This is a genomic window from Streptomyces sp. R35 (genome assembly GCF_041053035.1).
GTDB classification, from domain to species: Bacteria; Actinomycetota; Actinomycetes; order Streptomycetales; family Streptomycetaceae; genus Streptomyces; species Streptomyces lutosisoli.
This window is the reverse complement of sequence record NZ_CP163440.1, coordinates 9,429,301-9,453,785: the sequence shown is the minus strand read 5'-3', so window position 1 is coordinate 9,453,785 and position 24,485 is coordinate 9,429,301. Positions and strand designations below refer to the sequence as shown.

Here is a 24,485-nt window from a genome sequence, read left to right as displayed (position 1 = left end):
GCCGCCCGTTCGCGCGGGCGCAGCTGCGGCTAACCGCACTTCTTGCGCAGGGCCGCGAGGTTGTCGTAGCCGATCTTCGCGTGCTTCAGCGACTGAGCAGGGTCGGTGGCGCTCGGGGCGTTGTCCTGCTCGACCATCGGGTTGTGGTAATTCCGGGCCCCGACACGAGTGAAGAACGTGGTGTAGTCGATGACTCCGGTACCGAACGGCACCATGTCGTAGCCCATGCCGTTCGTCGTGTTGACGGTGCCGTCCTTGGCGTGGAAGAGGGGGTAGCGCTTGTTGTTGCGGGCGACGAGCCCCGCGGGATCGAAGACGCTCTCCTGGGTGGAGCCGTCCTGGGCCGTGTACGTGTGGAACTTGTACTGGGCCACGTGCGCCCAGAAGATGTCCATCTCCAGCCAGACCACCTTCGGGTCGGTGATCTTCAGGAAGTACTCCAGCTTGCGGATGCCGGAGCTGCGGGTCGGACGACCCTGGGCGTCCAGCGGGCCACCGTCGAGCAGGAAGGCGTACGCCGCGTCGTGGTTGTGGGTGTACAGCTTGATGCCCTCGCGACGGGCGATCTCGCCGAGCGCGTTCCACTTGTCGGCGGCCACGTCCCAGTCGGCGCGGTAGGCGCTGCCGGTGGGGTCGCCGCCGGTGCCCATGTGCGCCATGCCGAGGATGTTGGCGATCTCCAGGTGCTTCTTGAAGGTGTCCAGGTCGGGTGTGGTCAAGGGCCAGGACGGCGGTATGAAGCCGTGGTTGCCCTGCGCCCGCAGCCCATACTCGTCGAGCCAGGAACGCAGCAGCTTGGCGCCCTCCACGGACTCAAGGCTCGCGCCACCCGGGGCGTTGGCGTGCTGGCCGTACCCCGCGAACTCCACCTGGCGGTAGCCGAATCGCGAGAGCTGCTGGAAGACCTCGCGGAAACCGGAGGGCAGATCGGTGGCGAGCGGGTCGCGGCCCGTCGCGTCACGGACGGTGTAGAGGATGATGCCGCGCCTGTTCGGGGGGACGAGGACGTCGCCGCCACTGTCCTGGCCTCTGTCCAGGTCCTGGGCGACGGCGGGCGAGGCGCCGAAGACGGGTGCGGCGATCGCCGCGGTCGCGGCGGCGGTGCAGGTGCTGAGGAAGCGGCGGCGGTCGATGCCGAGAGTGCGGCGCAGGGCGTCGCCAGTTCCGGATTCGTCGTTGAACGCGGTCACGGTTTCTCTCTTTCGGGTCGCTGGTGGACTCTGACGGTGCCGGGCTGTGTGCGGCTCGTGTGCAGGTCAGAGGTGTGCGGGACACGGGCCGGGCGCGTGTGGGACGCGTGACCGGACGCGTTGCCAGTGGCGCGTGTTTCACTTTCCGTAGTCGCTCGACACGGGCTCGTCACAGCCCGTCAGGACTCTTCAGGTGAGGCCTGCCAGGTCGAGCAGCAGGGATTTCACATCGGTGGCCGCGACGCGGCCGGTGATTGCGTGGGGGGTGGAGCAGATGATGAGCGGACCTTCGTCGTCGCTCAGGGGGAGGCGGCCGTGGCTGCCGCGAAGAGGTGAGGGGTCCAGGGGCACGACCGCCATGCGGTAGCGCATGCCGAGCTTCTTGCGGGCCAGTGCCGTGGCCGCCTTCACCTTGACGTAGGGGTCGAGGGGATCCATGAAGAGTTCGACCGGGTCGTAGCCGGGTTTGCGGTGGATCTCGACGAGCCGCGCGAAGTCGGGCGCGCGGGCGTCGTCGAGCCAGTAGTAGTACGTGAACCAGGCGTCCGGCTCCGCGACGGCGACGAGTTCGCCGGAGCGCGGATGGTCGAGGTGATGGGTCTTCTTGCCCTCGTCGTCCAGGAGTTGCTCGATACCGGGCAGGCCGGCGAGCGCCGCCTTCGTGGCCTCCAGGTCCTCCGGGCGTCGCACATACACATGGGCGATCTGGTGGTCGGCGACCGCGAAGGCGCGGGATGCCATCGGGTCCAGGTACTCCATGCCGTCCTGCGTGTGCACGTCGAGGAGGCCGGCGCGGCGCAGGGCGCGGTTGATGTCGACGGGGCGGTCCGCGCGCGTGATGCCGTACTCGGAGAGCGCGACGACGGTACGGCCCTCGGCCTTCGCGTCGTCGAGGAGGGGAGCCATGGCCGCGTCCAGGTCCGCGGCCGCCTGGAGGGAGCGCGGGTCGTCGGGGCCGAAGCGCTGCAGGTCGTAGTCGAGGTGAGGGAGGTAGCAGAGGGTCAGGTCCGGTCGGCGGGTGCGGTTGATGTGGCGGGTCGCGTCGGTGATCCAGCGGCTGGAGACGAGGTCGGCGCCGGGACCCCAGAAGTGGAAGAGGGGGAACGTGCCGAATTTCTCGGTGAGTTCGTCGTGCAGGGCCGGGGGCCGGGTGTAGCAGTCGGGTTCCTTGCGGCCGTCGGCGTAGTAGACGGGACGGGGAGTGACGGTGATGTCGGTGTCGGCGCCCATGGCGTACCACCAGCAGATATTGGCGACCGTGTAACCGGGATGCGCGCGCCGGGCGGCGTCCCACAGCTTGTCGCCGGACACCAGGCCGTTGTGCTGACGCCACAGGAGTACGTCGCCGAGCTCGCGGAAGTACCAGCCGTTGCCGACGATGCCGTGCTCGCAGGGGTGGGTGCCGGTGAGGAAGGTGGACTGGGCGGCGCAGGTGACGGCTGGCAGGACGGTGCCGAGCGGGGCACGGGAGCCGGACTGGCCGAGGGCCTTGAGGTGCGGCATGTGGTCGAGGAGACGGGGGGTGAGACCTACGACGTCCAGGACGAGGAGAGGGGTGGGTCGGGGCCGGCCGCCGGCGTGCTCGGGCTGCGGTGTCGGTACCTGCGGCTGGGTCACGGCAGCTCCTTGAGGCCGAGGTCCGTCAACAGTTCGCGGGCCAGGGTGAGTTCGGCGGCGATGCCGTCGGCGAGCTGGGCGCGGGCTCGGGGGCGCAGCTCGGGCGGGAGGGCCTGCCAGGTGTAGGTCTCGACTTCCAGGTGGTGAGTGAGCGGATGCGGGCCGCCGACGAGCTGGGCCAGCGCGGCCCTCAGGACGGGGAGTGTGGAGGTGAGCGGCGCGGCGGGGGCCGCGTGCAGCGGGACGTGGAAGTGGGCGCGCCACGGGGAGGCGTCGGGCAGGGCGTCGTCTGCCAGGGCCTGGCCGAGGTCGTCGGTGCCGCGCAGGCCGGCGGACGTACGGGTGCGGGTCTGGTGCAGGAAGCGGGGTTCGTCGAAGGCGGCGAGGGCCGTGCGGACTTCGGGGAGATGGGGGTGTTCGGCGTGCAGGGCGGCCGAGAGCTGTGACTTGACGACGGGGACGCGGGCTTCGGTGAGCGCGTCCAGGGCGGTGTGCGGGTCTTCGAAGGAGGTGGCGAGGTGACAGGTGTCGACGCAGATGCCGATGCGGTCGTGGCCGATCGCGGTAAGCGGGGCGAGGGCGTCGGCGGTGGTCTCGACCGTGCAGCCGGGTTCGGGTTCCAGGCCGACGCGGAGGGAGCGGCCGGTGAGTTCGTGGAGGGCGTCGAGGCGTTCGGCGAGTGTGGTCAGCGCTTTGTGGGCGGTCACCGCGCGCTTGTCGTCATACGCGGTGCGCCAGGCGAGGGGCAGCGTGGAGATGCTGCCCTCGGTGACGTCGTCGGGGAGGAGCTGGGCGAGGACGCGGGCCAGGGCGGTGGTGTGGTCGAGTCGCTCCGGGTCGGCCCAGTCCGGCTTGTAGACGCGGTACTTGACCTCTTCGGCGCCGAAGCCCTCGTACGGGAAGCCGTTGAGGGTGACCACTTCGAGGCCGCGGCGGTCGAGTTCGGTGCGCAGGCCGCGCAGCGCGGACGGGTCGCTGACCAGCGTGTGGGCGGCGTCCTTGGCGAGCCACAGGCCGATGCCGAGGCGGTCCCGGCCGAGGCGGCGGCGGACGGGTTCGCAGTGGTCACGGAGCTGGGCGAGGACGCCGTCGAGGGTCTCGGCCGGGTGGACGTTGGTGCAGTAGGCGAGGTGGACGGTGGAGCCGTCGGGGTGGCGGAAGCGCATCGCTCACTCCCCGCCGCGGAGGATGGAGTTGCCTTCGTGGGTGACGTCCGTAGTCGTGCTCCCCAGATCCAGCCGCCCGCTGAGCCCGTAGAAGGCCACGGGGTTGCGCCACAGCACCCGGTCGACGTCGTCGTCGGTGAACCCGGCCTTCAGCAGGGCGTCGCCGACCCGGCGGGTCTTGAGCGGGTCGCTTCTCCCCCAGTCCGCGGCCGAGTTGACGAGTACCTGCTCCGGCCCGTACTCGCGCAGGACCGCGACCATCCGCTCCTCGTCCATCTTGGTGTCCGGGTAGACGGAGAAGCCCAGCCAGCAGCCGCTGTCCTTGGCCTCCTTGACGGTGGTCTCGTTGAGGTGGTCGACAAGGACCCGGTCCGGGGACAGGGCGGACGCGCGGACGGCGTCCAGCGTGCGGCGCAGGCCGGCCGGCTTGTCGCGGTGCGGGGTGTGCACGAGCGCGGGCAGCTCATGGTCGGCGGCGAGCTGGAGCTGGGCGGCGAGCGCGGTGTCCTCGGCGGGGGTCATCGAGTCGTAGCCGATCTCGCCCACGGCCACGACCTGGTCCTTGACGAGATAGCGGGGCAGCTCGTCGAGGACGGGGACGCAGCGGGGGTCGTTGGCCTCCTTGGGGTTGAGGGCGAGCGTGCAGTGGTGGGCGATGCCGTACTGGGCGGCGCGGAAGGGCTCCCAGCCCAGGAGCGAGTCGAAGTAGTCGAGGAAGGAGGCGGGTGAGGTGCGGGGCTGGCCGAGCCAGAAGGAGGGTTCGACGACGGCGCGGACGCCGGCGGCGTGCATGGCCTCGTAGTCGTCGGTGGTCCGTGACGTCATATGGATGTGGGGGTCGAAGATGCGCATCAGGACTCCTTGCCGGGGGTGCCGGACGTGCCGGAGGTTCCGGGAATTCCGTGGACTCCGGGCGCGCCGGGGCTTCCGGGCGTGCCGGTGGGGGTGGCGGTGGGCTCGGTCAGGGCCAGGACGCGGTGCAGGTCCTCGGGTACGGGACGGCCCGCGGCGGCGCGTTCGTCGGCGTAGTCGCCGAGCATGCGGGCGAGTTCGGCGTCGGAGTGGGCGCGCCGGGGCAGGTCGGCCACCTCGTCTACGGGGACTCCGGTGAACAGACACTTCAGGACGGCGTGGCGCCAGTTGTGCGGGTCCAGGTGCTGCGCGGCGTACGGGCCGACGGCGGCCGCGACCAGCCGGGTGTCGTTGGTGCGCAGGGCGTCCTCGACGAGGGGAAGAGCGTCCGGTCCCGGCACGAGGTGGGGCAGGGCGTGCAGAACGGCTCGGCGTTCGGCGGCGGTGCCCTGACGGTAGACGCGGGCGAGTGCGTCCGGGTCGGCGTGAGCGGCATGCAGGAGGAGTACGCGGGCGGCGTCGGCGTACTCGGGCCCGCACCGGCGCCCGGCCTCGGCTATCCGCAACTCCCAGACGGAGATGGGGCCGTGGATGCCGGGGTGGGCGGCCGCCTCGTCGAGCGCCTGGTCGAGCCAGGCGCGGGCGGCTCCCCCCAGGTGGGTGTTCAGGCGGGTGCGCAGGGCGGCGAGGGCAGGCTGGACGGTGTGGTCGGGCTGACGGTCCCGGCCGGCCTGGCTGTGGTCGCCGCGCTGAGTTCGGTGCGGGTGGTTCACGGGGTTCTCCCTTCGGGGCCGGTGGGGATCGCCCGGGCCGCGCGGTGGAGGAACGGAAGGGACTGTTCGGCGAAGTGGGAGCCCGCGTGGGAGTGGCGGGGCAGTTCGACGACGGTCAGCGCCTGGTAGCCGGTGGCGGCCAGGGCTTCGAGTACGGGCGGGAAGTCGATCTCCCCGTCCCCGAACGGGAGGTGTTCGTGAATGCCGCGGCGCATGTCCTCGATCTGGACGTGCCGCAGCCAGGGGCCGGCGGCGCGTACGCAGTCGGCGGGCGGCAAGGGTTCGAGGCACTGGCAGTGGCCGATGTCCAGGGTGAGGCCGAGGGCGGCCGGGTCGCCGAGTGTTCGGCGCAGACGGTGGAAGTCGGCGAGGGAGGAGAGAAGGTGGCCGGGTTCGGGCTCGACGGCGAGCGGGACGCCGGCACCGGTGGCGGCGTCCAGCACGGGGGCGAGCGCCTCGGCCAGGCGTTTCCAGGCGGTGTCCTCGTCCGTGCCGACCGGGGTGACTCCGCTGAAGCAGTGCACGGCGTGGGCGCCGAGGTCGGCGGCGACCCGCACGGCACGGATGAGCAGGTCGACACGGCGCGCGCGGGCGTCCGGGTCCGGGTCCAGGAGGGAGGGGCCGTGTTTGCGTCGGGGGTCGAGGACATAGCGGGCGCCGGTCTCGACCGTCACACCAAGCCCGAGGGTCGCCAGCCTGCGCGCCACCTTCCCGGTGCGGGCAGCCAGATCCGGGGCGAGCGGGTCGAGGTGCATGTGGTCGAGGGTCAGGCCCACACCGTCGTAGCCCAGGTCGGCGAGGAGGGCGAGGGCGTCGTCCAGACGGAGGTCGGTGAGGCCGTTGGTGCCGTAGCCGAAGCGGAGGGGGTGGGGGGCCGGGGCGGGGCTCGCGTGGGCGGTGGCGCCGGGGCTCGTCTGCGGGATCGGTCGGCAGCTCGCTTGGCCGGTCGGGCGGGGGCTCGCCTGGCCGGTCGGTCGGGGGCTCGCGGTCATGTGACGCTCACCTTCCTCGCGAACTTGCGGGCAGCTGGGGCGAGCGCGGCCACCAGGAGGGCGGTGACGGGGGCGCCCGCTCGGGCGGCGAGGGTGGCCTGGAGGGGGATCATGGCGCGGATTCCGCCGCCGACGGCTCGTTGGGTGAGCGGGGGTGAGGGGTTCAGGGCTGCGTGGAAGAGCGGGCGGGCGGAGGTCGCGGCGTAGGCGAGGGTGAGGGCCCCGCGGAGGGTGTCTGTCACGGGGGTCGGTGTGGGGCGGGGAGCGGGGCCGGGGCTTGGGCCTGGGCCTGGAGTTGGGCCTGGAGTTGGGCTTAGGCCTGGACTTGGGGTGACGCCGGGTGCTTGGCCGAGTCTCGCTTTCGCTCCACCAAGGGGCACTGGCTCAGGGGCTGTTGGGGTGTCCCCAGCGGGCTGTGACCATGCAGCCGCGGGGTGGCCGGGCTGCGCTGTGCCTGCCGGGCCGTTCGCCAATGCCCAGGCCAGCGCACCGGTCGTGGCCAGCGCGGCCAGCGGTGCCACCGGCGAACCACCCTGCGTCTCGCCGCGCGACACCGTGGTCACCGCGAGGGTGTGGGTCGCCAGGGCGAGAGCGGAGGGGAGGGCGCGGCGGGCGGTGCGGCAGGCGGCGGTCACGCCGGGGAACACGTGCCCGCTCCGAGAGGTATCTCCGGTCGCCGTAGCGCCGAGCAGTACGTCCAGGCCCCGCGCCGTGGCCATCGCCGCAGGTCCGGCGGGCGTTCGTTTGAGCGTCAGGTCATACGCCCAGACGGTGGCAGCCAGAGGCACGGCGACCGCGAGGGCGGGACGGCCCGCGCGGTCCGCCAGGGCGAGACCCGCTGCTGTCAGGGCTCCGGCCGCCGCCAGCGCTGCGGCCGGGCGTATGCGGCCGGAAGGCAGCGGGCGGTGCGGGCGTTCCACGGCGTCCTCGGCGCGGTCGGCCCAGTCGTTCAGGGCCATGCCCGCCTCGTACAGACAGAGGGAGGAACCGATGGCGAGCAGGGTGCGGGAGTTCGGGCGGGCGCCGAGGGCGGCGGCCCCCGCGAGGGCGTCTCCGGGGACGGTGAACAGGGCGGGCAGCCGCAGAAGTTCAGCCCAGGCCCAGGCTTGATCCCGCGCCCGCGGGCCCAGTCGGGCCAAACCAGCGAACCCGGCGAACCCAGCCACCCCGGTCGCCGTGGTCGCCCCGGCCGCCCCGGCCGCCCCGGCCGCCCCGGCCACACCGCTGGCCCCGCTCGCCCCGCTCGCCCCGCTCGCCCCGGAAAGTCCGCCACTCGCGGCCAACGTGCCTGACCCGGCCGACCCGCTCGACCTGGCCAACCCGCCCAACCCGAGCCACTCACCCAAGCCAACCAACCTGCCTGGCCCCAGCAGTACCCGTCGTCCGCGCGAGTCCCCCGACCGATCGGATGTGCCCGACCCTGCCGAGAACCGCTGTCCCACGGACTCCCCCGGATCGACTGCCCCAGCCCCGCGCAACCTCACCGGACCTCCCCGGCTAGTCCCCGAAGCCGACCCGCCAACCCCGCCAGCGCCGCGTACTGGTCACCCAGCGCAGCGGGCCCCTCCCCCGCCGGGTCCTTGAAGTAGAAGCCGAGTTCGGTCAATGGGCCGGTGAGGCCTGCCTCGTGGGCGCGGGCCGTCAGGCGGGCGAGGTCGAGAATCAGGGGGGCCGCGAGCGCGGAGTCGCAGCCCTGCCAGGTGGTCTGGAGGATCATCCGCGTGCCGAGGAAGCCGTCGAAGGCGATGTGGTCCCAGGCGGTCTTCCAGTCGCCGAGGACGGGGACGTCGTCGATGTGGGTCTCGCCCTCCGGGGCCGTGCCGAGGGTGTCCGCCAGTACGCGCTCCTTGCCGGCGTTCTTGGCCGCGGCGGCGGCCGGGTCGGCGAGGGCGGCTCCGTCGCCGCCGCCCAGGAGGTTCGTGCCGGACCAGGCGCGGACCGCCAGGGCGCGCTGGGCGAACATCGGGCCGAGCACCGACCGGAGCAGCGTCTGGCCGGTCTTGCCGTCGCGCCCCGCGTAGGGCAGCCCGCTGGACTCGGCCAAGGACGCCAGAGCCGGGTGGTGCAGCCCCGTCGAGGGGGTGAAGTTCACGTAGGGGCAGCCGGCCCGCAGCGCCGCCGCCGCGTACAGCGAGCTCGGTGGCAGCGTCGTCCCTCCGCGAGCCGGCGCCCCGGAGGCCGCCGCTGCGTGCGCGCGCTCCAGGGATGCCGTCTCGGTGGGCGCGTGCTCCCTGGCGGCGATCCCGACGAGCGTCGGCTCCGTCGAGGCCACGTTCACCACCACCGCCCGGGCCAGTCCGCACCGGCGTACGAAGTCCCGTATGTCCGTCGCGAACGCGTCCACCAGCTCGGTCGGCTCGCGGGTGTCGCCCGGGGCGGGCCCGCCGGGGCGGATCTCCCGGTCGGCGGCCTCCAGTTCGGCCGTGATCGCCGAGGGGAGGCCGTGCGGGAGTACGCCGCCGGCGACCAGGGCCTCCGCGCGCTTCGGGAGCGGGCAGTCCACCGTGTCGTGGCCGCCGAAGACGAGGGACGGCAGGGCGGGCAGACCGCAGTCGGCGAAGAGGCCGGTTTCGGTGACCATGCCCGTCGGGGCATGCAGGCCGGCGGTGACGGCCGCGCAGCCCGCGATGACGGTGGTGGCGACGGAGCCGCGCGCTCCGATCAGCCACACCCCCACCCGGGGTTCGGAAAGGGACGCGGGCATGGGCAGCCTCCTTGTCATACGGCAGCTCGAACGTCGGTTCCTGCGTCAGCTCGTGCGTCAGCCATGGAGAAAGCGAGGGGTGGAGACGGCGGGCGGGAGTACGGCGTCTCCCGCCCGCCGCCGTTCAGTCGCCCGGCGAAGCCGTACCAGCCGAGGGCTTCATGGGCAGCTCCTTGGGCACCCCTACGGTCAGCTCGTCGTGAAGGTGAAGTCGTCCACGTCGTAGAGCGCGCCGGTTCCACTCCCCTTGAAGACGAGGTAGAGCGTGGTGGTGCCGCGCGGCGCACGGGAGAGATCCGCGGTCACGTCCTGGAAGGTGTCCCAGCCGCCGGTCACCGGCACGGTCGCGGTGCCCAGCACCCGGCCGGTCGAGGAGCCCGCGCGGACCTCCAGAGTGCCGCCCGAACCGGCGGACGAGATACGTGCCGTGATCTTCTTGGCGTCGCTCAGGACGTACGGCGTGAACGAGATCCAGTCCCCGTTGTCGATGTCGCCGACCGTCCTGCCGCCGTGCGCGGTGTCCCGCGACTGGACGGTGATCCCGGAGGCGTTGCCGTAGTGCTCGGCCTGGCGGTGCCTGGGCTGGGTGACGTTCTGGTCGTGGCTGGTCAGCGGGGCCTGGCCGCCTCCACCGCCGTCCGTGTACTCGGCGTCGAAGACTCCGAAGATGTTGGCGTCGTCGTCGTGGCCGTTGCCCGCGCCGGTGTCGATGGTGCCGCTGCATCCGTTGGCCGAGGTCAGCAGGTGGCCGTGGCTGTCGTGGCCGAGGATGAAGTTGACCTTCACCTTGGAGCAGTCGATCGTCCCGTCCTCCGGGTCGGTCACCTTCACCTTGAAGGGCACGGTGTCCCCGAAGCTGAACAGCTGGCCGTCACGGGGAAGTTGGAGCGTCACCTTGGGCGCGGTGTTGCCGACCACGACCTGCACGCTCGCGCTTCCGGTGCGCCCGCTCGCGTCCTTGGCGGTCACCGTCGCCGTGTACGTGCCGTTCTTCTTGTATGTGTGCGCCGGGTTCGGCGCCGTCGACTTGCCTCCGTCGCCGAAGTCCCAGCTGTACGTGAGGGCGTCGCCGTCGGCGTCCGTCGAACCGGCGGAGGAGAAGCGGACCTTGAGCGGTGCCTGGCCCGAGGTGCGGTCGGCCGCGGCCTGCGGCACGGGTGAGTGGCCGTCGGTGGCGTTCTCGATGCGGTACAGGCCCGAGTGCTCGTCGCCTCCGAACCAGGCGGTGCCGTAGTCGAGGACGTACAGCGCGCCGTCGGGTCCGAACGCCATGTCCATCACCTGAGTGCCGGTCCACGGAATGGAGTTGATGGACTGCACGGTGCCGGAGGAATCGCTCACGATCCGCTTGATCCAGCGGCGGCCGAACTCTCCGGCGAAAAAGTTCCCGTCGTACGCCTGCGGGAACTTCACGGGCGAGTCGAGCGAGGCGTCGTAGTGGTAGACCGGGCCGCCCATCGGGGACTCCGAGCCGCTGCCGAACTCCGGGACGGACGCGCCGTCGTAGGGGATCCAGGCGGGCTGGGCCGGGGGCAGATCGGTGAGGCCGGTGTTGTGCGGGGAGGTGTTCTTCGGCGCGTCGCAGTCGAAGGACGCGCCGGAGGCCTTGGTCGCGAAGTCGTAGTCCACGTAGGCGTCGTTCTTGCCCGTGCAGTACGGCCAGCCGAAGTTGCCGGGGGCGGTGACACGGGCGAACTCGACCTGGCCGCCGGGGCCGCGCGCCGGGTCGGCAGCGCCCGCGTCCGGGCCGTAGTCACCGACGTACAGAATGCCGGTCGCCTTGTCGACGCTGAAGCGGAACGGGTTGCGGAAGCCCATCGCGTAGATCTCGGGGCGCGTCTTGTCGGTGCCCGGGGCGAAGAGGTTGCCGTCGGGGATGGAGTACGAGCCGTCGGCGTTCACCTTGATGCGCAGGATCTTGCCGCGCAGGTCGTTGGTGTTGCCGGCCGAACGCTGGGCGTCGAAGGCCGGGTTGCGGTCGGCACGCTCGTCGATGGGGGTGAAGCCGTCCGACTGGAACGGGTTGGAGTCGTCCCCGGTGGAGAGATAGAGGTTCCCGGCCGCGTCGAAGTCGATGTCGCCGCCGACGTGGCAGCAGATGCCGCGGGAGGTCTTGACGTCGAGGATCTGCTTCTCGCTGGCGTTGTCGAGGGTGCCGTCGGCCTTGAGGACGAATCGCGAGAGCCGGTTGACGCCGTCGAAGGGTGCGAAGTCGGCGGCGGTGCCCGTCTCCGGGGCGTCGCCCGCCGGGGTGTTCAGCGGCGGGGCGTAGTAGAGGTAGATGTAGCGGTTGGCGGTGAAGTCGGGATCGATGCCGACGCCCTGCAGGCCTTCCTCGTCGTGCGAGTAGACGTCGAGCTTGCCCGCGAGCTTGGTGTTGCCCGCGCTGTCGGTCAGCCGGAGTTCGCCGTCGCGCGAGGTGTGCAGGACCGAGCGGTCCGGGAGCACGGCGAGCGACATGGGCTCGCCGACCTCGGGCTCGCCCTTGGCGAGGGTGACTTGCTGGAAGTCCTCGGCCGCGGCGGCCGCGGTGTCGGACGGGTCGGCGACGGCTGCGCCGGCCTGGGGTGTGGTGAGGGTGAGGGAGGCCGCCGTGAGCAGCGCGCCGCTCAGCAGGGCGAGTGCCCCGCGGAGTCTCGGACGTCTGGAGTGGCTGGTGTTCTTCCTGCTCTTCCTGTTCTTCCTGTTTCTGGCGTACGGGTGCACGAAATGCCTCCATGAAGGGGCTGGTCGTACGGGTGGGTGCGTGACGCCGGGGTGCGCCGTCACCCCGGAAGCATGGGAACTCTGCGCTGCGGCCTAGTCGTTGCCGCCGAACGCCGCGTCGAACGAAGCCGACGGCGGCTCGAAGTCGTATGCCTTGAGGCGGGTCAGGGCCTCGGGTGCGCCCTGGAGCCGGTCCATGCCGGCGTCCTCCCACTCGACGGAGACGGGGCCCGTGTAGTCGATGGAGCGCAGCATCCGGAAGACGTCCTCCCAGGGGACGTCGCCATGACCCGCGGAGACGAAGTCCCAGCCGCGGCGCGGGTCGCCCCAGGGCAGGTGCGAGCCGAGGCGGCCGTTGCGTCCGTCCAGCCGCTTGCGGGCTTCCTTGCAGTCGACGTGGTAGATCCGGTCGCGGAAGTCGTAGAGGAAGCCGACCGGGTCGAGGTCCTGCCACACGAAGTGCGAGGGGTCGAAGTTCAACCCGAAGGCCGGGCGGTGGTCAACTGCCGCCAGCGCCTTGTGCGTTGTCCAGTAGTCGTACGCGATCTCGCTCGGGTGGACCTCGTGCGCGAACCGCACGCCCTGCGCGTCGAAGACGTCCAGGATCGGGTTCCAGCGCGTCGCGAAGTCCTCGTAACCGCGCTCGATCATCGACTCGGGAGCGGGCGGGAACATCGCGACCAGGTGCCAGATGGCCGAGCCGGTGAATCCGATGACGGTGTCGACGCCGAAGGCCGCCGCCGCACGTGCGGTGTCGGCGATCTCGGCGGCGGACCGCTGCCGTACGCCCTCGGGTGCGCCGTCGCCCCAGATGCGGGCGGGCAGGATGGCCCGGTGACGCTCGTCGATGATGGCGTCGCAGACGGCCTGGCCGACCAGGTGGTTGGAGATCGCCCAGCACTTGAGGCCGTACTTGTCGAGCATCGCGTGCCGGGAGTCGATGTACGAGGGGTCGGCGAGTGCCTTGTCGACCTCGAAGTGGTCACCCCAGCAGGCGAGTTCGAGTCCGTCGTAGCCGAAGTCGCGGGCGAGGCGGCAGACCTCTTCGAGGGGCAGGTCGGCCCACTGGCCGGTGAAGAGCGTGAAGTCGCGCGGCATTTCCCGGGCCTCCTCAGACCGCTATGGGGGTGTAGACGGAGTTCTTCTCGGCGCTCTCCTCCACCGCCGCCAGCACGCGCTGCACTTGCAGCCCGTCGGCGAAGGAGGGTTCGGGCCTTCGGCCCTCGGCGATCGCGTGGATCAGGTCGCGGGCCTGGTGGACGAAGGTGTGCTCGTAGCCGAGGCCGTGGCCCGGCGGCCACCAGGCGTCCAGGTAGGGGTGGTCGGGTTCGGTGACGAGGATGCGCCGGAAGCCGGCGTGCGCTCCGGGCTCCGTACCGTCGTGGTACGAGAGTTCGTTGAGGCGCTCCAGGTCGAAGGCCAACGACCCGTGCTCACCGTTGAGTTCGATGCGCAGGGCGTTCTTGCGGCCGGTGGCGTAGCGGGTGGCCTCGAAGGAGGCGAGGGCGCCCGAGGCGAAGCGGCCGGTGAACAGGGCGGCGTCGTCCACGGTGACCTGTCCGGTGCCGGGGGCCGAGACGGCGGTCAGACCGCTGGTCGGTCCGCCGGGCAGCGGCCGTTCCCGTACGAAGGTCTCGGTGAGCGCGGACACCCCGGTCAGCCGCTCCCCCGCCAGATACTGCGCGAGGTCGACGATGTGCGCGCCCAGGTCACCGAGCGCGCCCGACCCGGCCAGCTCCCTGCGCAGCCGCCAGGTCAGCGGGAACTCCGGGTCGACCAGCCAGTCCTGAAGGTACGTCACCCTGACGTGCCGCAGGCTCCCCAGCCTGCCCTCGGCCACCATCCGCCGGGCCAGTGCTGTTGCGGGCACGCGGCGGTAGTTGAAGCCGACCATCGCCAACTGGCCGCGCCCGCAGGCCTCTTCGGCCGCCGCCGTCATGGCTGCCGCCTCCTCGACGGTGTTCGCGAGGGGCTTCTCGCACAGCACGTGCTTGCCGGCGGCCAGCGCGGCGAGGGCGATCTCGGCATGGCTGTCGCCCGGGGTGCAGATGTCGACGAGGTCGATGTCGTCCCGTTCGATCAGGGCGCGCCAGTCGGTCTCGGCCGCCGCCCAGCCGTGCCGGTCGGCCGCCGCGCGCACCGCGGTGCCGTCCCGCCCGCAGATCGCGGCCAGGACAGGACGTCGGGGCAGGTCGAAGACGCGCCCTACGGTGCGCCAGCCCTGGGAGTGGGCGGCGCCCATGAAGGCGTATCCGACCATGCCGACGCGGAGCGGCGGCTTCTCGCCTTCGGTCCCCTCTGACTGCTGCGGCTGTGCCATGCGGAATGTCCTCCTCGTCGTCGTGGCGCGGTGGGGGGTGGGGCGGGCAGCCCCCGGGGCAGGACGCATCACTTGAAGCCGGTGGCCATGTACTGCTTGACGTTGTCCTTGTCGACGACGGCCGAGTAGAGCGTGAGCGACGCGGGGATCTCGAACTCGGCGAGGCCGCCGACTCCCTTGCCCTGGCCGAGCGCGCGGGCGAGGTCGATCGCGGACGCGGCCATGGTCGGCGGGTACAGGACGGTGGCCTTGAGGACGCTGTTGTCGGCGTCGATGGCCTGGAAGGCGGAGAGCGCGCCCGCGCCGCCGACCATCAGGAAGTCGTCGCGCCCGGCCTGCTTGATGGCGCGCAGCGCGCCCACGCCCTGGTCGTCGTCGTGGTTCCACAGGGCGTCGAACTTCGATTGGGCCTGGAGGAGTTGGGCCATCTTGGCCTGCCCGGACTCGACGGTGAACTCGGCGGCCTGCCGGGCGACCTTCTTGATGTTCGGATAGTTCTTGAGGGCCGCGTCGAAGCCCTGGGTGCGCTGCTTGGTGAGCTCCAGGTTGTCGAGTCCGGCGAGTTCGATGACGCGGGCGTCCTGCTTGCCCTTGAGCTTCTCGCCGATGTAGTGCCCGGCGCTGAGGCCCATGCCGTAGTTGTCGCCCCCGATCCAACAGCGGTATGCCTGCGGGGAGTTGAAGATCCGGTCGAGATTGACGACGGGGATGCCGGCGCGCATCGCCTGGAGACCGACCTGGGTGAGCGCCTTGCCGTCGGCGGGCAGGACGACCAGGACGTCCACCTTCTTGTTGATCAGCGTCTCGATCTGGCCGATCTGCGCGGCCGTGTCGTTGGAGCCCTCGGTGATCTCCAGGCTGACGTCCGAGTACTTCTTGGCCCGGCTCTTGGCGTTGTCGTTGATCGCGTTGAGCCAGCCGTGGTCGGCCTGCGGGCCGGCGAAGCCGATGGTGACGTGCTTGCCGGGCTTGTCGTCGGCGGCCGGCCCGCTGTTCGCGGCCGGCTCCTCGTTCTTGGTGTCGTTGCTGGTGCAGCCGGTGAGGAAGGCACCGGCCGAGACGGCGGCGGTCCCGAAGAGCAGTCCTCTGCGGCTGGTGATACTCGTGGGTTCTGGCATGGCGGTGGACCCTTCCCGTGTCAGGTCTGTGGTGCGCTACGGCTCAGGTGGTGTTCGCTGTGCGCCGCTGGACCAGGACCGCGGCGACGATGATCGCGCCCTTTGCGATCTGCTGGACGTCGCTCTGGAGGTTGTTCAGCGCGAAGATGTTGGTGATCGTCGTGAAGATCAGGACGCCGAGCACGGAGCCGGTGATGGTGCCGCGGCCGCCGCTCAGCAGCGTGCCGCCGATGATCGCGGCCGCGATCGCGTCGAGTTCGTACAGGTTTCCGTTGGTGTTCTGACCCGAGCCGGACAGGATGATCAGCAGGAAGGCGGCGATGCCGCAGCACAGTCCGGAGAGCAGATAGAGGTACAGCCGCTGGCGCCGTACGTCGATGCCGGCGAGCCGGGCCGCCTCCGCGTTGCCGCCGACGGCGACCGTGCGGCGGCCGAAGGTGGTGCGGTTGAGGATCAGCCAGCCGATGACGGTGACGACGGCGAAGACGAGCACCAGGGGCGGTATGCCGAGGACGTACGAGTCGCGCTCGCCGAGCTTCAGGATGCTGTTGACGCTGACGATCTGGGTCTTGCCGTCGGTGATCTGGAGTGCGAGTCCGCGGGCCGAGGCGAGCATGGCGAGGGTCGCGATGAACGGGACCATCCCGCCGTACGCGATGAGCAGGCCGTTGACCAGGCCGCAGCCGACGCCGACGAGCACCGCGGTGAAGAGGATGCCGGCGAAACCGTACTCCTGCGTGGCGACCGTGGTCGCCCACACCGAGGAGAGCGCGACGATCGCGCCGACCGACAGGTCGATACCGCCGGAGGTGATGACGAAGGTCATGCCGACGGTGACGACACCGATCACCGAGGCCTGGGTGAGGACGAGTTGGAGGTTGCGGGTGTCGAGGAACTCGTCGGGTTTGGTGATGCCGCCGATGACGATCAGGGCGGCGAGTACGCCGAGGAGCGAGAGGGTGCGGAGGTCGGCGGCGGCCGCGAGCGTGCGCCACGGGGCGTGTTCCTTGAGCGGTGACACCTTGGGGGTGTCGTCCCTGGGCGGGGATACGGGCTGCGTCACGACGCCGGGCTCCCTTCATCGGCCACGGGGCTTCCTTCCATGACGAGGTCGAGTACACGGTGTTCGTCGAGTTCGCGGGCGGGCGCCGTATGGACGACGCGCCCCTCGCGAAGCACCAGGACGCGGTCGGCGAGCCCCAGTACTTCGGGCACTTCGCTGGAGACCAGCAGCACGGCGAGCCCTTCGTCGGCGAGGCGGCGGATCACCGCGTACAGCTCGGCGCGGGCGCCGACGTCGACCCCGCGGGTGGGTTCGTCGAGGAGCAGCACGCGGCAGCCGCGCAGCAGCCAGCGCGCCAGGACGGCCTTCTGCTGGTTGCCGCCGGACAGTGTCCGGACCGGCACCGACGGGTTGTCGGGGCGCAGGGACAGCTCGCGTGTCGCCGCCCGCGCCGCGCCGCGTTCGGCACGCCGGTCGATCCAACCCCCGTGCGCGAAGCGGGACATGGAGGACACCGACACATTGCGGGTGACGGACTCCAGCATCAGCAGGCCCTGCGCCTTGCGCTCCTCGGGGGCGAGCCCGAGTCCGGCGCGGACGGCGGCGCGGACGCTGCCGGGGCGCAACAGCTGGCCGTTCACGCTCACTTGACCGGCCGTCGGTTTGCGGGCTCCGTAGATCGTCTCCAGGATCTCGGAGCGGCCGGAGCCGACGAGTCCGGCCAGTCCGACGATTTCGCCGGGGCGCAGATCGAGGTCGAGCGGCGCGAACTCGCCTGCGCGGGCGAGACCTCGGACCGTGAGGACGGGCTCACCGGGTGGCCGTGACCGGGGCCGTTCCGGGAAGACGTACTCGACATTGCGCCCCGTCATCAGTGCCACGACCTGGCGCGTAGGTGTGGACTTCGCGGGGAGTCCGCCCGCCACCGCGCGCCCGTCCTTCAGTACGGTCACGCGGTCGCCGATGCGGCGGATCTCCTCCAGACGGTGCGAGATGTAGACGACGGCGACTCCGTCCGCGGTCAGATCGCCCACGATGCGGAAGAGGTTGTCGACCTCGTCGGGGTCGAGGGCCGCGGACGGTTCGTCCATGACGATCAGGCGTACGTCGTGGGAGAGCGCCCGGGCCATGGAGACGATCTGCTGCTGGGCCGCCGACAGCTCGCCGACGAGTCGTGCCGGGTCGATCTCCGGGTGTCCAAGTCGCTTGAGAAGAGCGGTGGTTGATGCCCGTGCAGTCTTTCCCCGTACGACGAAGCCGGCGGCCGTGGGTTCATGGCCGAGGTGGACGTTCTCGGCGACCGACAGGCCCTCCACCAGGTCGAGTTCCTGGTAGATGGTGGCGATGCCGAGGCGCATGGCGGCGATCGGTGACCTGAGTGTGACCTGTTCGCCGCGCCAGCCGATGGTGCCGTCGTCGGGCTGGTGGGCGCCGGCCAGGACCTTGATGAGCGTGGATTTTCCGGCGCCGTTCTGGCCGAGCAGGCAGTGCACCTCGCCGGCCTGGACGTCGAGGTCGACGCCGTCGAGGGCCCGGACTCCGGGGAAGGACTTGGTGATGCCGGACATGGTGAGCAGCGGTGGTTCTGGTGCCATGACGGTTCCCCTTGGCGGGCGTGCGGGCCGGTTTCAGGGCAGGGCGCTTACAGGGCAAGCGACTTCAGGGCGTGGCAGAGCAGGGCGCTGTACTGGTGAGGTGATGTGAGGTGTCGTGAGGTGTCGTGAGGCCGTACCGGCCTCGGGCGTTGCACGAGTGAGAACGCTCGCGCCTTACGCGGGTGAGAACAGGTGGTCGCTGATGAGCCGGGCCGCGCCGATGACTCCGGCGGTGGGTCCCAACTCGCCGAGGACGATGGGGAGATTGCCGGTCGCCAGCGGCAGCGACTGGCGGTAGACCTGGGTGCGGATCGCGGCGAGCAGGGTGTGGCCGAGACCCGTCACCCCGCCGCCGATCACCACCAGGCCCGGATTGAAGAAGCTGACAAGGCCCGCGATGACCTGACCGGTACGGTTGCCGCCCTCGCGGATCAGATCGAGTGCGGTGGCGTCGCCCGCGGCGGCCGCGGCGGCGACGTCGACGGCGCTGAGGCTGCCGTTCGTCTCCAGCCGCGTCGCGAGTTCCATCGAAAGGCCCTGCTGGGCGGCCTCCGTGGCGTCCCGCGCGAGCGCCGCGCCACTGAAGTGGGCCTCCAGACAACCCCGATTGCCGCAGGCGCACGGTCGCCCGTCGGGCACGGCCTGGATGTGCCCGATGTCGCCGGCGCTGCCCGTCGTACCGCGGTAGACCTCACCGCCGACGACGATGCCGCAGCCGATGCCCGTGCCGATCTTGACGCAGAGGAAGTCGCCCACGGAGCGTGCGACGCCCGCGTGCTGTTCCCCCATGGCCATCAGGTTCACGTCGTTGTCGACCATGACCGGACAGCCGAGGTCCTGGCTGAGCGCCTCGCGGACCGGGAAGCCGTCCCAGCCGGGCATGATCGGCGGTGCGACCGGAACGCCCTCGGGGAAGCGGACGGGCCCGGGGACGCCGATCCCGGCGCCGTCGAACCCCTCCGCAAGTCCCGAGGCCCTCAACTTGGCGGCCATGGCGAGGACTTGCTCGAAGACCGCGACCGGGCCCTCGCGTACATCCATGTGCTGGTTGATGTGCCCGAGCACTTCGAGTTCCGCGTTGGTGACGGCGACGTCGATCGAGGTCGCGCCGATGTCGACGCCCAGGAAGCGCAGGGCCGGTGCGAGCCGGATGTTGTGGGAGCGGCGGCCGCCACGGGATGCGGCGAGTCCGTCGGCCACGATCAGGCCGGTCTCCAGCAGCCTGTCCACCTCGACGGCCAGCTTCGACCGGGAGAGGTCGATCTGATCACCCAGCTGGGCACGGGAGTTGGGGCCGCCGTCGCGCAACAGGCGCAGCAGTCGGGCCTGGTGTGCGTTCGCGGGTCGTGCCGTCATGCGTCTCACGAGCCCCTCCCCGCCTCAATCGGCTTGCGCCTGCGTCGAGTTCCGGCTACTTCGCCGGTCGTGCTTTCGAGGGGAACGTAGCAGCGGCTGCCGGGAGTGGGAAGAAGTCGCGCACGGATTGCTGTCAACTTTCTCCACTCACAGGACAAAGCGAGGTCTGCAATCAGCCGCGGAGGCCGCATACGATCTGGGCATCGATCGGTTTCGGGGGGAACACATGAACACGGCAGCGGACAGGACTGAGGACCCAGCAGCAAACACAGCTGGGCACACGGCAGTTGACGAGGCAGGGCGCAGGGTCAGCACCCTGGAGCTCTTCTTCGACCTGGTCTTCGTCTTCACCCTCACCCAGCTCACCGTGCTGCTCACCGCCGACCTGTCGTTCGCGACGGCGGCGCGCGTCGCACTGATCTTCGTGGTGCTGTTCTGGATGTACGGCGCGTACGCGTATCTCACCAACCAGGTGCCGCCCGACCGGCCTTCGCGGCGGCTCCTGCTGATGCTGGGTATGGGCGCGTTCCTGGTGTGCGCGCTGGCCATCCCGCGCGCCTTCGACGACGGCGGAGTCGTTTTCGGCCTCGGTTTCCTGGCCGTGGTGCTCGTGCACAGCGCGCTCTACACCCGCAGCCATGGCCGCGATGTCATCTGGTACGCGGTGCCGAACTCCCTGGCCGCACTGTCGGTCACCGCGGCGGGACTGTTCCACGGCTTCGTCGCCGACGGGCTGTGGCTGCTCGCGCTGGTGCTGCAGTTCGTCACGCCGTTCATCGCCGAGCACGGTCCGCGGCGCCGGGACGGACGCGACGCCGCGCGGCTGCGCACCCAGTTGGGCGCTCTCGACCCGGCCCACTTCGTGGAGCGGCACGGGCTGCTGCTGATCGTCGCGTTCGGCGAGTCCGTCATCGCGATCGGCATCGGCATCGGCAATCTGCCGCTCACGGCGGACCTGTTCGGCGGGGCCTTCCTCGCTCTCGCGCTGGCCGCCGCGCTGTGGTGGACGTATTTCGTGCGCGACGAGCACGGCGCGGAGGTCGCGTTCACGGCGACGGCGCCGGACCGGCGCTGGCGCCTGGCGATGAACGCGTACTACTACGCCTTCCTGCCCATGCTGCTCGGCATCGCCTACTTCGCGGCGGGGGTGAAGAAGACGCTCGGGCATCTCACCGAGCATCTGCACACCGGTCCGGCCCTCGCGCTCGCGGGCGGGGTCGCCCTCTTCCTCGCGGGGGACGTGGCGTTCCGCGCGGTGCTGCGGCTCTTCCCGGTGAGCTACCGCGCGGCCGCCGTGCCCGTCGCCCTGGCCACCGCACTGCTCGGCATCCGCCTGTCGGCGGTCGTCGAACTCCTCGCGCTGGTCGGGGTGTTGGTGGCGATGCTGGGCGCGGAGGCTCGGTGGTCACCGTGCCGGCCCGCTGCCGAGTCCCCGGCGGCCGTGGCCTGACGGTTTCTCCCGTTCCAGGAACCGGCCGGCTACTTGTCCCGCTCGTGGTACATCTTCCGCGTGTGTTCCGTGTGGGCGCGCATGACGGCTGTGGCGCGCTGCTCGTCGCGGTCCGCGATCGCCGCGATCAGCTCACGGTGCTCGATCCAGGACTGGTGGCCGCGCTGCCGGGCGACCGGCGTGTAGTACCAGCGGACACGCCGGTCGACCTGCGCGGCGAGCTCGGCGAGGACCGTGTTGCCGGCGAGCTCCATGACCTTGGCGTGGAGCCGGGCGTTCATCGCGACCGCGGCGTCCACGTCGTCGGCGGCGACCGCCCGCTCGCCCTCCGCGCACAGCTCTTCGAGCGTGGCTATGGCCTCGCTGCCCGCGTTGGCGGCGGCGAGCCGGGCGGCTTCGGCCTCCAGGAGCGTACGGACCGTGAGGAGCTGGTCCGCCTCCTCCTCGGTGGGTTCGTGCACGAACGCGCCCTGGGCGGGCCGCAGATCGACCCAGCCTTCGGTGCTGAGCCGCTGCAGGGCCTCGCGCACGGGCTGCCGGGACACCCCGAGGTGCCCGGCGAGTTCGCTCTCGACGAGGTGCTGGCCCGGCTGGAGGGCGCGAGTGGTGATGAGTTCGAGCAGTGCTTCGTAGACACGGTCACGCAGCGGGCCGGGCCGTTCGAGCTTGGGTACCGCTCCCTGCGGCAGTCCTGTCGACAACATCACGGTCCCTCCTGGGCAGCGCCGTCGCCGCGATAGGAAAGTCAATTATGAATTGTCTTTCGCCTACAGTCTACGGCGCACAAACGCCAGGAGGCACAGGAGTTGGGCTTGTCACTTGGGGTCCTGCGAGGGATCGTACGAGCAGCTCACGGGCAGCGGACGACCTGGCCCGCGTACGACAGGTTTCCGCCGAAGCCGAACAGCAGGACGGGGTCGCCCGAGGAGATCTCCCCGCGCTCGACGAGCTTGGAGAAGGCGAGCGGGATGCTCGCGGCGGACGTGTTCCCCGAGTCGGTGACATCCCGCGCGACGACGGCGTTCACAGCGCCGATCTTCCCGGCGAGGGGCTCGATGATGCGCAGGTTCGCCTGGTGCAGCACGACCCCGGCGAGCTCCTCGGGGGCGAAGCCCGCGCGCTCGCAGGCCTTGCGCGCGATCGACGGCAGCTGGGTCGTCGCCCAGCGGTAGACGCTCTGCCCCTCCTGCGCGAACCGCGACGGCGTGCCCTCGATGCGCACCGCGTGCCCCATCTCGGGCACCGAGCCCCACAGCACCGGACCGATGCCGGGTTCCTCTCCGGAAGAACAGGCCTCGACGACGGCGGCCCCCGCCCCGTCCCCGACCAGCACACACGTCGTGCGGTCGGTCCAGTCCGTCACGTCGGACATCTTGTCGGCGCCGATCACCAGCGCCCGGGTCGCCGCACCCGCGCGCACGGTGTGGTCGGCGGTGGCGAGGGCGTGCGTGAAGCCCGCGCAGACGACGTTGATGTCCATGGCGGCCGGGGACGGGATGCCGAGGCGGGCGGAGACCCGGGCGGCCATGTTCGGGGAGCGGTCGACGGCCGTGGAGGTGGCGACCAGGACCAGATCGATGTCGGCCGGGACGAGGCCGGCCGCCGCGAGTGCCTTGGCGGCGGCGTGCGCGGCCAGCTCGTCGACCGGCTCGTCGGGCCCGGCGATGTGGCGGGTGCGGATGCCCACCCGGCTCCTGATCCACTCGTCGTTGGTGTCGACCAGGCCCGCCAGGTCCTCGTTGGTGAGTACCTTGGCGGGCTGGTAATGGCCGACGGCGGCGATCCGTGAGCCGTTCATGAGTGGTCCCCCTCGTTGCCTTGGGTAGCGGGATCCACCAGTCTGATCAGTGACTCGCGGGTACGGCGGCAGGTGATGCCACAGGAAAGGGGCGCCAGGCTTGTCGGCTTCTGTCAGACCCTCGGACGCCCGAACACCGTCCGTACGTGTGCCTGGATCACCCTGTGAACAATTGCTTCGCTTTCAGTACAAGTTCGTACACTCCGTAACCAAGCGGTGCGCCCACCCAGAGCCAGGCGAAGACGATCAACGGCCTGCGGTCAGGCGGACTCTGGCTGCTGCTGTTCGACATCGACGGCCTCCCTCGGTGCGGGAATGTGGTGCCGGACATGGACGGGTCGTACGAGCTCATTGGCGACGAAGCCGACGGCGAGCAGGCCGATCATGATCAGGAACGAGAGGCCGTAGAGGGACGAGCCGTGCTTGCCCGCCGCCTCCTGGTGGTCCGCGATCCAGTTGACGATCAGCGGGCCCAGGACGCCCGCCGTGGACCACGCGGTGAGCAGCCGGCCGTGGATCGCACCGACCTGGTAGGTGCCGAAGAGATCCTTCAGGTAGGCGGGGATCGTCGCGAAGCCGCCCCCGTAGAACGAGAGGATCACCAGCGCGCAGAGGATGAACAGCGGCTTCGAGGAGTCCCCGAACCAGGCGATGAGCGCGTACATCAGCGCGCCGACCCCGAGATAGACCCGGTAGATGTTCTTGCGCCCGATCAGGTCGGACGTCGAGGACCAGCCGATACGGCCCGCCATGTTGGCGGCCGACAGCAGCGCGACGAATCCGGCGGCCGCGGAGACGGACACGGGCGTGGAGGTGTCCGCGAAGAAGTCCGTGATCATCGGGGCGGCCTTCTCCAGGATGCCGATGCCCGCGGTCACGTTCATGCAGAGCACGACCCACAGGCACCAGAACTGCGGGGTGCGTACGGCGTTCCGGGCGGACACCTGCACACCGTCCAGCGAGCTGGGGCCGGACGCGACCGGCTTCTCGGTGCGCGGCACCCGCACCAGCAGGACACCGAGCGACATGAAGACGGCGTACGTCAGCCCGTGCACGAGGAACGCCTTCGCGATCCCGGAGGAGTCGGAGCCGAACGACTTCAGCATCTGTGTGGACCACGGCGAGGCGATCAGCGCGCCGCCGCCGAAGCCCATGATCGCGATGCCGGTGGCCATGCCGGGCCTGTCCGGGAACCACTTGATCAGGGTCGAGACGGGCGAGATGTAGCCGATGCCGAGACCGATCCCGCCGACGAAGCCGTAGCCGAAGACGATCAGCCAGTACTGCTCGGTGGCGGCGCCGAGCGAGGCGATCAGGAAGCCGGAGGAGAAGCAGATCAGGGCGACGGTCATCGCCCAGCGGGGCCCATTGCGCTCGACGAGCGTCCCGCCGAACGCGGCCGACAGGCCGAGCATGACGATGCCGAGCTGGAAGGGCAGCGCACTCTGGGTTCCGCTGAGGTCGAGCGCGGATTCGAGCGGCGGTTTGTAGACGCTCCAGGCATAGGCCTGGCCGATGGAGAGATGGACCGACAGAGCGGCCGGCGGGACGAGCCAGCGGCTCCAGCCGGGCGGTGCGACAGGGGGGCTCATGATCCCGAACGATAGGAAGCGGTTGTCCGATGGGGAAGTCGCACGGCGGAAACTGGTCGACCGTATGCGATGAGCGGTACCCCTGACGCGACGAACGGTCGGTGGCGCCAGACGGACGGTCCCGTGATCGCCGCACAAAAGCCCACCCGGGTACCGCCCGACCTCTTGCTGCCACCCCTTCCATCCTGTAGACAATATTCCGTCGACAGAGTTCGGCAGCCCCTCGGTACCCTCGACCGAACGGAGCGCCACA

The 24,485-nt window shown here is 70.8% G+C and carries 19 protein-coding genes; 1 reads left to right on the top strand and 18 read right to left on the bottom strand.

Annotated elements, in window-relative coordinates:
* Positions 1 to 29 precede the first annotated feature (29 nt).
* From AB5J50_RS42485 to AB5J50_RS42415, 15 genes are all read right to left on the bottom strand, one after another.
* A complete protein-coding gene (locus AB5J50_RS42485) occupies positions 30 to 1,190 on the bottom strand; it encodes a sugar phosphate isomerase/epimerase family protein (RefSeq protein ID WP_369263937.1) in 1,161 nt (386 codons plus the stop codon).
* Between the two features lie 189 nt (positions 1,191 to 1,379).
* Positions 1,380 to 2,807 carry an alkaline phosphatase family protein gene (locus AB5J50_RS42480; RefSeq protein WP_369263936.1) on the bottom strand — a complete coding sequence of 476 codons (1,428 nt, stop codon included), beginning with the start codon at positions 2,805 to 2,807 and terminating at the stop codon, positions 1,380 to 1,382.
* A complete protein-coding gene (eboE, locus tag AB5J50_RS42475; protein WP_369263935.1) occupies positions 2,804 to 3,973 on the bottom strand; it encodes a metabolite traffic protein EboE in 1,170 nt (389 codons plus the stop codon). Before eboE ends, AB5J50_RS42480 begins: the two co-directional genes overlap by 4 nt.
* Before the next feature lie 3 nt (positions 3,974 to 3,976).
* On the bottom strand, positions 3,977 to 4,825 hold the full coding sequence (locus tag AB5J50_RS42470; protein WP_369263934.1) for a TatD family hydrolase: 849 nt from the start codon (positions 4,823 to 4,825) through the stop codon (positions 3,977 to 3,979).
* A complete protein-coding gene (locus AB5J50_RS42465) occupies positions 4,825 to 5,598 on the bottom strand; it encodes an EboA domain-containing protein (protein ID WP_369263933.1) in 774 nt (257 codons plus the stop codon). The genes AB5J50_RS42470 and AB5J50_RS42465 overlap by 1 nt, the downstream gene beginning before the upstream one ends.
* Complete coding sequence (locus AB5J50_RS42460; protein WP_369263932.1) at positions 5,595 to 6,590, bottom strand: sugar phosphate isomerase/epimerase family protein; 996 nt, start codon at positions 6,588 to 6,590, stop codon at positions 5,595 to 5,597. The genes AB5J50_RS42465 and AB5J50_RS42460 overlap by 4 nt, the downstream gene beginning before the upstream one ends.
* Positions 6,587 to 7,729: an SCO3242 family prenyltransferase gene (locus AB5J50_RS42455; RefSeq protein WP_369263931.1), complete on the bottom strand. Its 1,143-nt coding sequence runs from the start codon at positions 7,727 to 7,729 to the stop codon at positions 6,587 to 6,589. Before AB5J50_RS42455 ends, AB5J50_RS42460 begins: the two co-directional genes overlap by 4 nt.
* 341 nt (positions 7,730 to 8,070) lie before the next feature.
* Entirely contained in the window at positions 8,071 to 9,294 is a 1,224-nt protein-coding gene (locus AB5J50_RS42450; protein ID WP_369263930.1) for an inositol-3-phosphate synthase, read from the bottom strand.
* 189 nt (positions 9,295 to 9,483) lie between these two features.
* Positions 9,484 to 12,000 carry a PQQ-dependent sugar dehydrogenase gene (locus AB5J50_RS42445; protein ID WP_369263929.1) on the bottom strand — a complete coding sequence of 839 codons (2,517 nt, stop codon included), beginning with the start codon at positions 11,998 to 12,000 and terminating at the stop codon, positions 9,484 to 9,486.
* A 93-nt stretch (positions 12,001 to 12,093) separates the two neighbouring features.
* Positions 12,094 to 13,098, bottom strand: coding sequence for a sugar phosphate isomerase/epimerase family protein (locus AB5J50_RS42440; RefSeq protein WP_369263928.1), 1,005 nt, complete (start codon positions 13,096 to 13,098; stop codon positions 12,094 to 12,096).
* Positions 13,099 to 13,111: 13 nt separating this feature from the next.
* Complete coding sequence (locus AB5J50_RS42435; protein WP_369263927.1) at positions 13,112 to 14,320, bottom strand: Gfo/Idh/MocA family protein; 1,209 nt, start codon at positions 14,318 to 14,320, stop codon at positions 13,112 to 13,114.
* A 68-nt stretch (positions 14,321 to 14,388) separates the two neighbouring features.
* Positions 14,389 to 15,438 carry a substrate-binding domain-containing protein gene (locus AB5J50_RS42430; protein WP_369263926.1) on the bottom strand — a complete coding sequence of 350 codons (1,050 nt, stop codon included), beginning with the start codon at positions 15,436 to 15,438 and terminating at the stop codon, positions 14,389 to 14,391.
* Between the two features lie 43 nt (positions 15,439 to 15,481).
* The gene (locus AB5J50_RS42425) at positions 15,482 to 16,501 is read right to left on the bottom strand and encodes an ABC transporter permease (protein ID WP_369263925.1); all 1,020 of its coding nucleotides are present in this window, start codon (positions 16,499 to 16,501) and stop codon (positions 15,482 to 15,484) included.
* Entirely contained in the window at positions 16,498 to 18,036 is a 1,539-nt protein-coding gene (locus tag AB5J50_RS42420; protein ID WP_369263924.1) for a sugar ABC transporter ATP-binding protein, read from the bottom strand. Before AB5J50_RS42420 ends, AB5J50_RS42425 begins: the two co-directional genes overlap by 4 nt.
* Positions 18,037 to 18,210: 174 nt before the next feature.
* On the bottom strand, positions 18,211 to 19,392 hold the full coding sequence (locus AB5J50_RS42415) for an ROK family protein (protein ID WP_369263923.1): 1,182 nt from the start codon (positions 19,390 to 19,392) through the stop codon (positions 18,211 to 18,213).
* A 226-nt stretch (positions 19,393 to 19,618) separates the two neighbouring features.
* Between AB5J50_RS42415 and AB5J50_RS42410 the strand changes: the two genes are divergently transcribed.
* Positions 19,619 to 20,842 carry a low temperature requirement protein A gene (locus tag AB5J50_RS42410; protein ID WP_369263922.1) on the top strand — a complete coding sequence of 408 codons (1,224 nt, stop codon included), beginning with the start codon at positions 19,619 to 19,621 and terminating at the stop codon, positions 20,840 to 20,842.
* Positions 20,843 to 20,871: 29 nt separating this feature from the next.
* Here AB5J50_RS42410 and AB5J50_RS42405 read toward each other — a convergent pair whose 3' ends face one another.
* The 3 genes from AB5J50_RS42405 to AB5J50_RS42395 form a co-directional block, all read right to left on the bottom strand.
* Positions 20,872 to 21,546: a GntR family transcriptional regulator gene (locus AB5J50_RS42405; protein ID WP_369263921.1), complete on the bottom strand. Its 675-nt coding sequence runs from the start codon at positions 21,544 to 21,546 to the stop codon at positions 20,872 to 20,874.
* A 146-nt stretch (positions 21,547 to 21,692) separates the two neighbouring features.
* On the bottom strand, positions 21,693 to 22,640 hold the full coding sequence (locus tag AB5J50_RS42400; RefSeq protein WP_369263920.1) for a beta-ketoacyl-ACP synthase III: 948 nt from the start codon (positions 22,638 to 22,640) through the stop codon (positions 21,693 to 21,695).
* 260 nt (positions 22,641 to 22,900) lie between these two features.
* Complete coding sequence (locus tag AB5J50_RS42395) at positions 22,901 to 24,232, bottom strand: OFA family MFS transporter (RefSeq protein ID WP_327433346.1); 1,332 nt, start codon at positions 24,230 to 24,232, stop codon at positions 22,901 to 22,903.
* Positions 24,233 to 24,485: the final 253 nt, after the last annotated feature.